The following is a 14,640-nucleotide window of genomic DNA, read 5'->3' as shown; positions in this document are numbered from 1 at the left end:
TAGAACACGTTGAGGAGTTTTTGATTATGACAAATACAGGTCAAACACCTTTTGATGCATTAGGTGGCGAGGAAATACTCTCCAAATTAGTTGATACATTTTATAGTAAAGTTTCTGAACACCCAAATCTAGCCCCACTTTTTCCTGAGGATTTGAGGGAGACAGCACGAAAACAGAAACAATTCCTTACCCAGTTTCTCGGTGGGCCTACACTATACACCGAAGAACATGGGCATCCAATGTTACGAGCACGCCACATGCCCTTTGAAATTAGTCCAGTACAGGCTGAGGCTTGGTTAGAATGCATGGAAAATGCAATGAATGATATTGGAATACAAGGGCCTATTCGAGAATATATGTTAGAACGTTTGACAATGACTGCTCATCATATGGTGAACAAACCATTGTAGAAAGGAGAATGACCATTGAACCAAAAAGATCTTTCTTCAACATGTGATAATCAACTTGGCGTTTGTGGTCTAGATCCTGAACAGCAAATTTATAATAAGCGCCATAAACCCATTGAAATATATACTTTTATTGATCCTTTATGTGCTGAATGCTGGGCATTTGAACCCGTATTAAAAAGGTTATATGTTGAGTATGGGAATTACTTCCGTATCCGAACTCTTGTAGCTGGCAGGTTACAGGCATGGAACGCTTGTAAAAATACACTGAATGGACTGATCTCTAACAAAGAGGATATCGCTTCTACATGGGAACAAATTGCTTCACGAACAGGAATGTCCTGTGACGGTGATGTTTGGTTAGAAAATGAGTGGGATTCCCCCTACCTTGCTTCTCTAGCTATCAAGGCGGCTGAATTTCAAGGGCCACATGCAGGGATGCGTTTTTTACGAAAAGTGCGTGAAGCATTCTTTCTTGAAAAGAAAAATATTACTGAAGAAAGTGTTCTAATTAACTGCGCGAAGAAAGCTTCTTTAGATTTGGTGGAATTTAAAAAAGATTTAAGCTCAAAGACTGCTGCCAAAGCACTTCAGCACGATATTCATACTACGAACGAAATGGATGTCGACCTAGTACCGACATTTGTATTTTTCAATAATAATGTTGAAGATGATGGTATAAAAGTAACAGGGAATTATCCTTATGAAGTATATGTACAGATTCTTGAAGAAATGCTAGGTTTCAAGCCAGAACCAGCTCCAATGTTATCGTTGGAAGACTTTTTAGCACGCTATGAATTCGTGGCAACAATTGAAGTTTCTATGGTATTTAATATTACTGACGAAGAAGCAGAAAAACAACTAAAAACATTAGTTCTTCAACAAAAGGTCGAATCAGTGCCAGTGAAATACGGTATGTTTTGGCGCTATCTAGGCTAGAGAGCTATATTTTTAAAACTGTTGATATTCAACAGTTTTTTTATTCACCGGTGTTTCTAATCCGTTTTCGAGCGTCATGAGGCCACATTAAAGCTTGTTTTCTTTCCTTCTAAGCTTGCATACTTAAGCATAACATATAAGAGTAATATAGTATTAGGAGGAGTGAGCATGAATCGAGTAAAGATTATCATTGGAGTGATCGCGATCATCGCTAGCTACTACTTCTTCATTTTATCTTTAATGAACCTTTTTCCAATTTGGATATCAGCTCCCTTTTTATTCGTCTCTCTCATAGTAACACTTTCCCCTCTTGCCACTAAAAAACGGTTTAAAGGGTTCCACTAACGTGAGAATTAGGGCTGTTCAAAAGGTCAAAAAACAACCTTTTAAACAGCCCCATGTACCTTTATTTTTTATTCCTCAACTACTAACAACTTTTCCATCTCCGTGAGGGTCTTTTCAAAAACAGCTAATGCCTCTTCAATCGGTTCTGATGAGGTCATATCTACCCCCGCTTGCTTTAATACTTTAATAGGATAATCAGAGCTGCCGGCTTTTAAAAACTCTAAATAACGTGCAACAGCGCTCTCTCCCTCTTCAAGTATTTGATTAGATAATGCTGCAGCAGCACTATAACCTGTTGCATACTGATAAACATAAAAATTGTAATAAAAATGAGGAATTCGAGCCCACTCCAATCCGATTTCTTCATCAATGACAATGTCCTCACCAAAATATTTCACATTCAAATCATAATAGGTCTTCGTTAATAATTCCGGTGTTAACGCTTCTCCACCTGCAGCTTTTTCGTGGATAAGTTGTTCAAACTCTGCAAACATTGTCTGACGGAAGACCGTCCCTCTAAATCCCTCTAAGAAGTGGTTTAAGAGGTAGAGTTTTTTCTTAGAATCTTCAGTATGCTTTACCATATAATCATTGAGCAATGCTTCATTAACGGTCGAAGCAACTTCAGCTACGAAAATCGTATAGTCCCCATAAATATATGGCTGTGACTGACGTGTATAGTAACTGTGCAAACTATGACCAAATTCATGCGCAAGAGTAAACAAGTTGTTCACATTATCTTGCCAATTCATTAATATATACGGCATCGTTCCATAGGCTCCAGAAGAGTAGGCACCACTACGCTTACCAACATTTTCTTCAACATCCACCCAGCGATTTTCAAACCCCTCTTTTAAAGCTGAAACGTACTCCTGACCAAGAGGTGCCATCCCTTTTATAATAAGTTCTTGCGCCTTCTCATAAGGGATTTCCATTTTGACACCTTTTACAAGTGGTGTATAGAGGTCATACATATGCAACTGCTCTACACCAAGAACTTTCTTACGCAAACGAACATATCGGTGCAATAAATCAAGCCGATTATTAACCGTTTCAACAAGTTGTTCATAGACGGTCTCAGGAATATGGTTAGAACTTAAAGCAGCCTCCCTTGCTGATTGATACTTCCTTACTTTTGCATAAAATAAATCACGTTTTACTTGACCACTTAATGTTGCAGCAAACGTATTTTTATATTTATCGTACGTATTATAAACAGCTTTAAATGCCTCTTTCCTGACACGACGGTCACCACTTTCCAAAAAGCGAATGTAACGCCCATGTGTAATTTCAACTTCCTCACCATTCTCATCCTCTATAATAGGGAAAGTTAGATCAGCATTATTTAGCATGCCAAAGGTATTACTTGGGCTATTTGTGACTTCACTAGCCTGAGCTAATATCACTTCTTCCTTTTCCGATAATACATGTGCCCGTTGTTCATTTAATTCCTCAAACATATGTTTATATACTTTTAATCCATCGTACTCTTCAATGAAACGCTCAATTTTTGATTCTTCAATTGCTAGAAGTTCCGGAACAATGAAGGAAGCAACTTGAGCTACTTCCGAAGCAAGATTCGCTGCTCGATCATTTAGTCCTTGATAGAACGAGTTTGTTGTATCTTGATCGTAGCGCATATGAGCATACGTATACACACGCCCTAACTTTTCAGTGATTTCATTTTGTTTTTCCAGAGCAACAAATAGACTTACCGCTGAGTCAGCTAACGTACCTCTGTAAGCTTCTAGATAAGGAAGCATAATTTGAATGTTTTTAAATTCTTTTTCCCACTCATCATCCGTTGAGAAGATTTTTTCCAAGTCCCAGGTTTTTTCAACAGGGACCTCTTTACGTTTAGGTAATTTCTTTGACAATAGACTTACACCTCCACATTCATACCTTTACCTTATATATTCGATTCCGAAACACTTATTCCTTTATTCTCACCTTCTTCATTTCTTTGTTTGATCATTTTTCCTACCTCTTGTATAAACAATGTTTCATCAAATGTGATTGCCTCATTTACAGTTTTAGGCAATGTCACATTTCTTACTCTTCTATAAAAATGATCTCGTTTCTTTTCTTTCTGTAAGTATCCTGTCTGAACAAGAAACTCGATGAAACCTGCTACAGCATCAATCCAACTTATTTGTTTATTTACTTGTCTTATTAAGAAGACTTTTCTATCAAAATAGGGCTGTAAACATTGTAAAGCTAATTGTAAAGAAAAAGGATGATTAAGTGGTTGATATTCGAGACATTCGAGGAGGAGGAAAGTTTGCCAATAACAAGGAGAAGATCCAATAGTGTAGTGAAAGTCTGAAGGCCAACCGGCTTCAATAGGGAAAAGACTAGGTGAAATTTGTTTACGGTATAAGATTGTTTGAAGGAATTTCTCTGTTTTTGTAGGATATGGATATGGTTGATGATAGCGCCAATGTTTCTTTACCATCAGCCACTTCTCAAGCATATTATTCATTTGTTTATTAGGATAGAAAATCGATTGAATTGTTGATTGTATCATCGGAGTTTCATTGTATGAGGCTAGTAACCGTGTAGGACTATAAGGAGTTAATTGTTGTAGAGTTACAAAACTTGCTTGGTCTGGACAAAAGTACGTAAGGATTCGATAATCGTGATTTACAATTCGAGCCATATTCCATTCAAAGGATTTTAACGAGAAGGAGTTAGGTCCGTGTCGTTTCAAACGGTTTCCACCTAGGATCCAAATTGGGATTATCCCTAATTGAAGATAACCATCTGTACGACTTTCGATAAGTTCGGGGACAATGGGAGAACACTGATATTCAATAGCATAGAGGCTATTATGATAGCGCAATAGTAGATCAGGGCGTTGTTTAATCAAGGGCAAATATACTTCTAGAGCAACTTTTACCTTTTGCTGTTGTAACCATTCAAACAGTTTTCTTTTTCCGTTCATATGGTATAAAGATTCTCGCTCATACATTTCACTACACACCGAGTCTTGTTTATGAGCAAAATGCCATAGTTTTTTGGATCCGAGTTTCAAACTAACTTTTGATTTGCAGGCCGGACAGTAAAAAGTCCTTTTTCTTCGCAACTCTTTCAGTTCATCAATATGCCAGCGCTCAGCCATTGAAATGACCGTTCCATCTGCTAACTTAGCATTAAACAATCAATCCACCTCCATAAATTTCATACAAACTAAATTCTAATTTCGCTTTCCCTTCATTATTCCCCTGCAAAACACAGAAATTTTCAACAAAAAAGCCATACTCAATTAATGAGCTGGCTATAATAATGGAGATAGCAATCTAGATGTCGATTCAACTACGCGATAGAAAATCGAACGACCTTTAAATGATTGATAATTTAATTGATTTGATTGCTCAAGGTCATAGACAAAATCGCTAACCAAAGTCGTTACACTTTTTGTTCTATATAAATAGGCATTTACTTCAAAATTCAAATGAAAACTTCGCATATCCATGTTTGATGTTCCAATAGACGCAATTTCATGGTCAACAATAATTAACTTACTATGCATAAATCCACGCGTATACTCATAGACCTTTACCCCTGTTTCGAGCAGTTCAGGAAAATAAGAACGCGATGCATGAAATACTATTCGTTTATCAGGTCGACTTGGAACAAGAAGTCGAACATCTATACCACTTAGGGCAGCAATTTTCAATGCACTTAAAATATCATCATCTGGAATAAAATATGGACTTGCAATCCAAATCGATTTTTTTGCTGAAGTAATCATAGAGAAAAATAACTTCTTATTTACTTCCCAACGCTGATCAGGACCACTAGCGATCATCTGAACCCCACCATCTCCTGTTACGGATGCTAGTGTCGGCGATAAATACATTGGATTTAAAATGGTTTCACCAGTTTGATAGTGCCAATCCTGTAAAAAGATTAATTGAAGCGTCCTTACTGCTTCTCCTTTCACAAATAAATGCGTATCTCTCCAGTTACCGAAATAAGAATGTTTCCCTAAATATTCGTCACCGATATTTAAACCTCCAACAAATCCAATCACTCCATCAATTACAATGATTTTACGATGATTTCGGTAATTAATTTTATGATTCAAAAAAGGTAGCTTTACTGGTGAAAAAGCCGTTATTTCTACACCAGCTTCTTTTAGCTCTCGAATAAACGTTTTTGTTAACTTCCAACTCCCTACTGCATCATAGAGAAAACGTACTTTTACACCTTCATGCGCCTTTTGGATTAAAATTTCTTTTATTTCTTGACCAAGTTCATCATCTCGAACAATGTAATACTCAAGGTGAATGTGATTTTCTGCTAATTTGAGTGACTGCAATATATGGGCGAACGTTTCCTCCCCATCAGTTAACACTTTTGTTTCACTTGAAAATGATACCGGGTTCTTTCCAAGTCGATGAGCTAAACGAAATAGCAACTGTTGATGTCCACCCATCTTTTGCATTTGGTCTTCATTTAATTGTCTATGCCCTTCAATCTTCTGAAAAGCTTGTTCATCTTGAATCGCTTTTTTCGAAAAAGATCGCTTCTTTCGATGATCTTGCCCGAATAACAAATAGAAAAAGAACCCTATCAATGGAAAAGCAGCCAATACTAATAACCATGTCAATGTTTTTGTCGGATGCCTATTTTCAAAAAAGATAACGACGGCTATAAATAAAACGGTTAAAGAAAAAATGATACTTAGAGCTCCGACAACCCAACCTTCCCAATAAATCCTTGTCATGTAAAGTAAAACAAGGACCATCCCTAAAAAGATAAATAAATTCAATTGATTTCTCATTAGACACTCCATACTAAAATTTAATCATAAAAAGAGGGGACCCACCGGATCCCCCCTAATTCTAACACACATCATTATATTAATAGATGCTCATATCGGCAATAACATTTTGTAATGGCGTTGATTTCTCCATATCCTCTAGATCAATATTGCCATAGTCTTAATTAAACTGTTTCTTTTTACATTTCACTTTACTTAGGGAATGACTTTCGAATGACCGGAAGGGCATTTTCTTTAACGATTTCTTTTCCGTATTCCATCATCCTATAGATGGAAAGGTCAGATTCATAACCATATTCAAGCATTTGACTTAGCATATCATCTTGCTCATCTTCATTATACTTATCGTCCTTAAATAGAACATGTAAATAGTACGTATCTTCAAAATGATAAAGCTCGTTAAACAAATCATCTACAAAGAAGTTATGACTAAGAGAAATAACATCTTCAAAGTCTTTGAATCCAATTACGATTTCTAACTCGTCATTTATTGAGTCCATATCATCTTCATTTCCAGCCATTAAGTCAACAAGATTTGATTCATCTGTATCTTTGTCATTTACTGGAATTTCAAGTTTAACACTGCCATCTGAGACTTGCCCTCTTGTGACAACAATCTCTAGCCCTTTATCTAACGCATGAACCTGTATCCATAAAGGTCCATCCAATTCAAATTCATCATCTCTATCATTGGCTTCATTCATCATTTCGAAGAAGAGCTCTTCCCCACGCTCACGATTGTACCAAATTTCATCCCTGTCAAAGCCTCTATCCTCAATATCTGTATACGTAATAAAAAACTTAATGGTCGTATCATTGACGCGTTCAATGTCCATTTTGCTCTCCCTCCTAATCGAGTAATATTACTAGAATTAGCTCAAGATAAGGAACTCGTGTAAACCCCCTTCGAAACCTTGATCCTATAAAGCAGCCTTTTTAGAAACCTTAAAATACTTATTCGATATAGTATCCAGATTCCCTTCATACTCCATGTGAATATGTTACGGGGTCTGTATCCCTTAATCAAAATATAGGCTTACTACTATTTTATGATAAATCCTTTGAAAATGGAAATTTTAAAAGCGATTTACTTAGATTTTCTACAATATCACTACTATATCTATTATAACAGTTATTGCTTGAGATATGACTCAGAAAATTTTCTCATATTTTGGCCTAGTAAGCCATATATGTACTTAGTAGACGGTTAGACAAGCTCATACCGACTTAAAACCAATGTTACTGATTAATGTATGAATTGTTATTAACCAATATGAAACAAATAATGTGCTTATGCCAAAGGATGATGCAGAATATGGATACAGAATTTATCATTTCACTTTTAACAATTATTGGTATTGACATCATTTTAGGTGGAGATAATGCAATCGTTGTTGCTTTAGCTTGTCGAAACCTACCTAAAGAAATTCGGAATCGGGCCATTGTTCTTGGCATATGTTTGGCACTTGTAACAAGAATGTCACTAACAGTCGTAGCCGTTCAGCTTCTTGAAATTCCATTTCTCCTAGCAATAAGTGGAGCGCTTTTAATTTACATCGCTTACAGCCTGTTGACTGATCAAGCAGACAATCGCGATATTGAGGGTGGAACAAGCCTCTGGAGTGCGATAAAAACGATTATTATTGCTGATTTAGTAATGGGATTTGATAATGTTATTGCCGTTGCAGGAGCAGCTCACGGTGATCATACACTGGTGATGATCGGTCTTCTAGTTTCTGTTCCAATTATAATATGGGGTAGTAAGCTCATTTTAAAAGCGTTTGATCGCTTCCCTATTATCATCTACTTCGGATCTGGAATTCTCGCCTTTACAGCTAGCCGAATGATAACTCATGAAGAAATGCTCACACCATTATTTGTTCAACACCCAATCTTCACTATCTGTTTTCAACTCTTTATTATTTTAGGAGTTATTATAGCTGGTGCTCTTCGTATGCGTTCTTTAAATAAAAATAGTTGATACAATAGTCAATTATAGGGATCGTACAACTTATCTTTCTGTTTTCTATATCAGTACGTCTCTAAAAAAGGTTGCCTCACAAAGCTTCATCCCTTATATATTAAATATAAACGGGGTGAAGCTTTTCTTCGAGACAACCTTTTACTTATGGTTAATTAACTAAGCGTTGAGCTTCTTGTAAATGAAATGTACGAACCTTACGTGGGAGAAAACGACGAATTTCTGCGTCATTATAACCTACTTGCAAACGTTTCTCATCAAAGATGATGGGCCGGCGCAAAAGCCCTGGATTCTCACTTATAATTTCAAACAACCTTTGTAATGGTAGTGATTCTAATTCTACATTTAGTTCTTGAAACACTTTTGACCGTGTTGAGATAATTTCATCTGTACCATCTTCAGTCATTCTTACTACTTCTTTCACTTCTTCAACAGTTAGAGGTGACGCAAAAATATTTCTTTCCTCAAATGGGATATTATGTTCTTCTAACCATGTTTTCGCTTTTCGACATGATGTACAACTAGGTGATGTTAATAGTGTAACCATATGGTGGACCTCTCCTTCCAAGTTTGAGATCTATGACGAACTTCGTAGTTTTAATGTCAACTTGTGATTACATAATAATTATACAAATGTGTTCAATATTTGTATATACAAAATGCATTCTTTTATACTTTTGCTCAATTTTACACAATCGAACAAAGGATATAAGAACCTATACCCTCTTCATGACATTATAAACCTATTATACAAAAAAATCTTTTCTAAACAAATATGTTTATTTAGTTGTTTTGAAACAAAATCCTTTTTTCCTCATACTTGTCACACGTTTGTCACACCATATACATAGAAATCCTTTTTATCAACTAAATTGAAAATACTACCATAATGTAGGAGTTGAAGAAATTGAAAGGTTGGATGAGTGCCTTGATCGCTTTACTTGTATTATCTGCTTGTGGGACAGATGACATAACAAGTGATCAAGTGGAGCGCCAGCGTTTACTCGTTGAAACAGAAGCAATAAAGCGAAGTTCGATTAATCAAACAATTGAGTTATCCGGCCAGATGGTGCCAAGGCGGCAAATTCCCCTTTTAACCACAATGCCTCTTGAAGTCAAAGAGATTCATGTTCAAATGGGCGACCATGTTAAAAGTGGTGACCCTTTACTTAATTTAGATGATGAAGAAGCACGCTACCAACTAGAGCAAGCCAAAGAAGCCGTTAAGGAACTCGAGAAAACCCTAACTCAAGTAGAGGAACTAAACCGTTCTATTGAAAGTAATTCAGCAAACATTAAAGAGCTAGAACAAGAATTACTAAGGTCAATTAACCGTTCACGTATGATAATGAATGAATTAAATCAAGATCAACTTGAAGAATCATTAAAAGAACTCTTACAGTCCTCAATTGATGTTTCTTTAAAACAAGCTGAGCTTGCACATGCAGCCACCAATATTCATTCGTTCGCACCAATAAATACGATTGAATTAGAGCTACAACTAAAAAATGCAGAAGCTACCGTTCAGCAAGCTGAACAAGCAATACAAGCAACGACCATAACATCGCCAATATCTGGAGTTGTTTCGCAACTCCATGTTGTAGAGGGACAAATTGCTCCACCAAATAAGCCTTTAGCATTGGTTACAGATTTAACTGAGTTGGTTGCGACTTTCCCAGTTAACACTTTTCAAGTTGCAAAGCTCCAGCCTGGCTTAGAAGCAAAACTCTCCGTTTCAGGGGTTGAAAAAACGATCATAAGTGGAGTTGCTAGAGTCTCTCCTGTTGTCGACCCTTTAACGAATACTTTCACTGTTGAAATACCTATCGATAATGAATCTATGCAATTAAAAGGTGGAATGAGGACAAATGTAACAATTGATTTAGATACCATTAGTGAAGCCCTCATTATTCCAGCTGAGGCAATCCTGTTCGAAGATGGAAATCCCTATACGTTTGTTATTGAAGATCAAATCGCAAAAAGACGAGCATTAGAACTAGGAACTAGAAGTCAAGATATGATCGAGGTTGTCTCAGGTGTAAAAGAAGATAATCTTGTTGTTACTTCCGGTAAAGAACGTCTAATTGACGGAGCTGAAATAACGATTCGAAGTGAGTGATTGGTATGAATTTAGCAAAATTATCTGTATTACGTCCTGTAGCAATGGCAATGGTGATCTTTCTTCTGATCATTTTAGGTATGGTCTCGCTTCGAAGCCTTCCGATTGATCTCTTTCCAGAATTAAATTACCCCGTTGTTGCTGTAACGGCTAGTTACGAAGGTGCTGGCCCTGAAGAAATTGAAAAACTGATTACTCGTCCTATCGAAGAAATAATGGCCAGTATTCCGAATGTCGAATCCGTCTCCTCTACTTCACGTACAGGAGGTGCTCTCATACTCGTTTCTTTTGACTGGGGAACGGATTTAGACTTTGCTACGCTTACGATGAGAGAAAGAATTGATCAAATTCGAGATCATTTGCCCAGTGGTGTAGTCGCACCACAAGTCATGAGATTCGATCCGAGTATGTTACCGGTTATTCAGTTAGCTGTTTCTGTTTCAGATGCAAACCTAAGTGAAACAAAAAAATTAATTGAAAATGAACTGCAGCCTAGACTTAACTCTGTTGATGGCGTTGCATCTGTACAAATTGAAGGAGGCACAGAAATTGAAATTCGCCTCGATGTTGATCCAGAACATTTAGCTAATTATGGAATCAGCCTTAATGATTTACAAGGCTTCATTTCTAGTGAAAATTTGAATATCCCTAGTGGTGAAGTGACTGAGGGAAATCAAAATTTACCTATTCGTATAGCCGGGGAGCTGACATCCGTACATGATTTAGAAATATTACCGATTCCAACAATTGAAGGGGTCATACCCCTTGGTGAGTTGGTAAACATCATCGAGACAAATGCACCTGTTATACAAGAAAGTTATTTAAATGGAGAACCAGCTATTGGAATTTCTGTACTAAAGGCTTCAGGTACAAATACTGTCGGAGTTGTTAAAAACATTCACAATGAGCTCGAGGTGCTCTCTGATTTACTTCCAAACGAAATAGAAATTCGAACGATATTTGATCAAAGTCGTTTCATCGAGCAATCAATCCGTGCAGTAGCATGGAATATTATCATTGGTGGTTTGTTAGCTGCTTTTGTTCTCTATCTTTTTTTACGAAATTTTCGTAGTACACTTATTATTGGATTGTCGATTCCTATTTCTATTATGACGACGTTTCTATTTCTATATTTCTATGGTGAAACATTGAATCTTTTAACACTCGGTGGGCTAGCTCTTGGGGTTGGAATGATGGTAGATAATTCTATTGTCATTCTCGAAAATATCTACCGAAAACAACAACTAGGTGAGGAAAGAAAAACAGCTTCTATTAATGGAACGAATGAAATTGGGGGGGCAATTGTTGCCTCAACGTTAACAACTGTAGTCGTATTCCTACCAATCGTTTTTGTCGAAGGGTTGGCGGCTCAATTGTTTAAACCACTAGCGATAACAGTTGCTTTCTCATTGCTAGCTTCTCTTATTACAGCTTTGATCATTGTGCCATTGCTTTCATCAACTTTGTTAAAAGTATCTGATGACTTAACTACCTTTCAACGTGGCTTCAATCGTTCAAGAGATATGTATAAACATGTTCTCATAAAGGCTCTACAAAAACCTAAAACTGTTCTATTCAGCACAATCGGATTATTGGTAACGTCGCTGGCTTTCACTCCGTTTATAGGTACTGAATTTTTGCCTGCACAAGATCAAAGTTTCATCAGTGTGGACGCACGCTTACCCGTTGGAAGTTCACTTGAAGCCACTTACGAATTGACAAAAGAAATTGATAAATACCTAGAGGATATAGAAGAAATCGACCTTGCTTTTGTTACTATTGGTGGAACAGATAATTTTACAATTGGAGCAGGGACACAGGCAAATAGAGCTTCCTATAGCATTTTACTTAAAAATCTTACTACTCGCATTCGTTCAGATTTGGTGATAGCTGAAGATATTCGCAAGAGATTACAGCAAATTCCTAATACTGATATTTCAGTCACAGCGAGCGACACGGGCTTCTCAGAAAATCCGATATCCGTGACGGTTAAAGGTCCGGATTTAAAGACATTAAAAAACATCGCAGACAATATGATCAAAACGATTTCATCTGTAGAAGGTGTACGAGAACCATCTTCAAATTACACTGAAGGAAATCCTGAAGTTACTGTATTAATTAATCGCCAAAATGCAGCTTCATATGGGATCGGAAGTGCCCAAATCGCTACTATTATTGGTAATGCAACTAAAGGACTCATCGCTTCAACTCTTACCCGTAATGGAGAAGAAATAGCCGTACGGCTCCAAGTAGAGGATCGTTATACAGCATCTGTTGATCAATTGGAACAACTTCTCATTGATACTCCTACTGGTGAACGTATTCCACTTTCGGCAGTGGCAACTGTGAAACGTGGACAAGGGCCCAGCTCGATTCGTAGATCTGATCGCTTACGTGAGATTACCATTCGGGCCGATATTTTAGGTCGTGACTTAGGAAGTGTTATCTCAGACATTGAGCTCGCTTTAAAAGAAGAAGTGCGTCCTCTAATGCCTAGTGGTTATCGTATTACATTTGGTGGACAAAATGAACAGATGAACGATGCGTTTTTTAAACTTAGTGGAGCGATTGCTTTAGCTATTCTACTTGTCTATATGGTAATGGCCGGACGGTTCGAATCATTTTTCTATCCATTTATCATTATGTTTTCAGTGCCTGTAACAGCAATTGGTGTCATTTTTGGGTTACTTATAACAAATCAACCTCTTGGAGTAGGTTCGTTAATCGGCATATTAATTTTAACAGGCATTGTCGTTAATAATGCCATCGTTTTAGTGGACTACATCAATACATTAAAGAACGATGGTTTACCTAGTAACGAGGCTATCATTAAGGCAGGGCCGACAAGGTTAAGACCGATATTAATGACAGCTCTTACGACTATACTTGGTTTACTTCCATTAACACTCGGATTCGGCGAAGGTACTGAGGTTCAACAACCAATGGCTATAGTTATCGTTTTTGGGCTTGCTGTCTCAACATTTATCACATTAATCTTAATACCCGTTCTTTATGAGTTAACGGATAGACGTCGTAATAAGAATAAAAAGGTTGATCATGTTCACACATGAAAAGAAGAAAGGGATGTGCCAAAAGGTCTAAACTTGACCTTAGGCACACCCCGAGGCAATGAACGAATTGCTACATCTTTTACAAGCCATCAGAGAAGTAAGGTTCTTCTCTATAGACATGTGGCGAATGGAGCCATTGCTAACTATACTTTTGGCTTTTGAGTCATCCTTACGTCTTAGGCAATCGTTCGCCTTGTAGGTGTCGGTACTGGACTTCGGTTCGTACGTCCCTTCCAACCTCGCACATTTTTCTTTAAAAAGTCTTTAAGCATTTCTCTTTTCTTTTTAGCACGTTTACGGACTTTACTTTTCATCTCAATCACCCTCATTATTGATGATTTACATGCTAGGTTACATACTTGCCTGATCCTTTTCTTCCTCATATGTGAGAACTTGGTCTACATCCTCATATGAGGCTCCATAAAGCTCTTTATCTTTATACGTATGAATGTTTTCATACGTGTGTTTCATTTTTTCAAAAATACTTTTTTCTGACTCATCTGTCGGAGACCAATATAGTATTTCTAGCTCATTAATTTCATTGGTCGCTAACGAACGCCTTCGATAACCAACAGACTCCGCATGCTTAAAACCTTCACGACTATAGAAGCGTTGTCTCTTCTTCGTATCGGTATCAGCATAATCAACCGGTTCTACCTCCAGTATAATCGGTTTTTGTTTTAGTTTTAATTGATTAAGCAACTTTCTGCCTAACCCTTGGCCTCTTGCATCCTTTGAAACAAAAAGATAATCAACAAACACGAAATCATCTGTTTCTACGTACATCATCACATGATGTGGGCCTTCATCTTTATGATAAATATCTGCTTTTTCTTTTAACAGTAATTCCATATGTTCTTTCGATTTCATTTCTTCGATCGGGAAGTATTGATTGAGCTTTTCGTACCAATTCATACAATGTAACCTCCATATTCGTTATAATCTTAGTATATTCCTCTTTTCCATAAGCTTAAACTGCCTCATTTCAG

13 protein-coding genes are annotated in these 14,640 nt (G+C 37.0%); 6 read left to right on the top strand and 7 right to left on the bottom strand.

What is annotated here, in order from left to right; all coding sequences use genetic code 11:
* Positions 1 to 26 precede the first annotated feature (26 nt).
* The 3 genes from AC1FXZ_RS19260 (at position 27) to AC1FXZ_RS19250 (ending at position 1,691) form a co-directional block, all read left to right on the top strand.
* A complete protein-coding gene (locus tag AC1FXZ_RS19260) occupies positions 27 to 410 on the top strand; it encodes a globin domain-containing protein (RefSeq protein ID WP_480056701.1) in 384 nt (127 codons plus the stop codon).
* A gap of 15 nt (positions 411 to 425) precedes the next feature.
* Positions 426 to 1,346 carry a ClpXP adapter SpxH family protein gene (locus AC1FXZ_RS19255; RefSeq protein WP_480056699.1) on the top strand — a complete coding sequence of 307 codons (921 nt, stop codon included), beginning with the start codon at positions 426 to 428 and terminating at the stop codon, positions 1,344 to 1,346.
* Between the two features lie 168 nt (positions 1,347 to 1,514).
* A complete protein-coding gene (locus tag AC1FXZ_RS19250) occupies positions 1,515 to 1,691 on the top strand; it encodes a hypothetical protein (protein ID WP_480056697.1) in 177 nt (58 codons plus the stop codon).
* Positions 1,692 to 1,759: 68 nt separating this feature from the next.
* Here AC1FXZ_RS19250 and pepF read toward each other — a convergent pair whose 3' ends face one another.
* From pepF to mecA, 4 genes are all read right to left on the bottom strand, one after another.
* Entirely contained in the window at positions 1,760 to 3,568 is a 1,809-nt protein-coding gene (gene pepF / locus AC1FXZ_RS19245) for an oligoendopeptidase F (protein WP_480056695.1), read from the bottom strand.
* 32 nt (positions 3,569 to 3,600) lie between these two features.
* A complete protein-coding gene (locus tag AC1FXZ_RS19240; RefSeq protein WP_480056693.1) occupies positions 3,601 to 4,851 on the bottom strand; it encodes a competence protein CoiA in 1,251 nt (416 codons plus the stop codon).
* A gap of 117 nt (positions 4,852 to 4,968) precedes the next feature.
* The gene (cls, locus tag AC1FXZ_RS19235) at positions 4,969 to 6,480 is read right to left on the bottom strand and encodes a cardiolipin synthase (RefSeq protein WP_480056691.1); all 1,512 of its coding nucleotides are present in this window, start codon (positions 6,478 to 6,480) and stop codon (positions 4,969 to 4,971) included.
* Between the two features lie 191 nt (positions 6,481 to 6,671).
* On the bottom strand, positions 6,672 to 7,316 hold the full coding sequence (mecA, locus tag AC1FXZ_RS19230; RefSeq protein ID WP_480056689.1) for an adaptor protein MecA: 645 nt from the start codon (positions 7,314 to 7,316) through the stop codon (positions 6,672 to 6,674).
* Positions 7,317 to 7,795: 479 nt separating this feature from the next.
* Between mecA and AC1FXZ_RS19225 the strand changes: the two genes are divergently transcribed.
* The gene (locus tag AC1FXZ_RS19225) at positions 7,796 to 8,461 is read left to right on the top strand and encodes a TerC family protein (protein ID WP_480056687.1); all 666 of its coding nucleotides are present in this window, start codon (positions 7,796 to 7,798) and stop codon (positions 8,459 to 8,461) included.
* Between the two features lie 151 nt (positions 8,462 to 8,612).
* On the opposite strand, the gene spxA is transcribed toward AC1FXZ_RS19225, so the two are convergent.
* Positions 8,613 to 9,008, bottom strand: coding sequence for a transcriptional regulator SpxA (spxA, locus tag AC1FXZ_RS19220; RefSeq protein WP_480056685.1), 396 nt, complete (start codon positions 9,006 to 9,008; stop codon positions 8,613 to 8,615).
* Positions 9,009 to 9,368: 360 nt separating this feature from the next.
* On the opposite strand from spxA, the gene AC1FXZ_RS19215 reads away from it, so the two are divergent.
* Positions 9,369 to 10,580 (top strand): efflux RND transporter periplasmic adaptor subunit, encoded by a 1,212-nt coding sequence (locus tag AC1FXZ_RS19215; protein ID WP_480056683.1) that lies wholly within the window; start codon positions 9,369 to 9,371, stop codon positions 10,578 to 10,580.
* Positions 10,581 to 10,585: 5 nt separating this feature from the next.
* Entirely contained in the window at positions 10,586 to 13,651 is a 3,066-nt protein-coding gene (locus AC1FXZ_RS19210; RefSeq protein WP_480056681.1) for an efflux RND transporter permease subunit, read from the top strand.
* 176 nt (positions 13,652 to 13,827) lie between these two features.
* Here AC1FXZ_RS19210 and AC1FXZ_RS19205 read toward each other — a convergent pair whose 3' ends face one another.
* Together AC1FXZ_RS19205 and AC1FXZ_RS19200 are read right to left on the bottom strand one after the other, a co-directional pair.
* Positions 13,828 to 13,965, bottom strand: a complete 138-nt coding sequence (locus tag AC1FXZ_RS19205) for a hypothetical protein (RefSeq protein WP_480056679.1) — start codon at positions 13,963 to 13,965, stop codon at positions 13,828 to 13,830.
* A 37-nt stretch (positions 13,966 to 14,002) separates the two neighbouring features.
* Positions 14,003 to 14,566, bottom strand: coding sequence for a GNAT family N-acetyltransferase (locus tag AC1FXZ_RS19200; protein WP_480056677.1), 564 nt, complete (start codon positions 14,564 to 14,566; stop codon positions 14,003 to 14,005).
* Positions 14,567 to 14,640: the final 74 nt, after the last annotated feature.

The organism is Halalkalibacter sp. HAAS-P014 (assembly GCF_056619965.1).
This window is presented reverse-complemented; position numbering and strand designations above follow the sequence as displayed.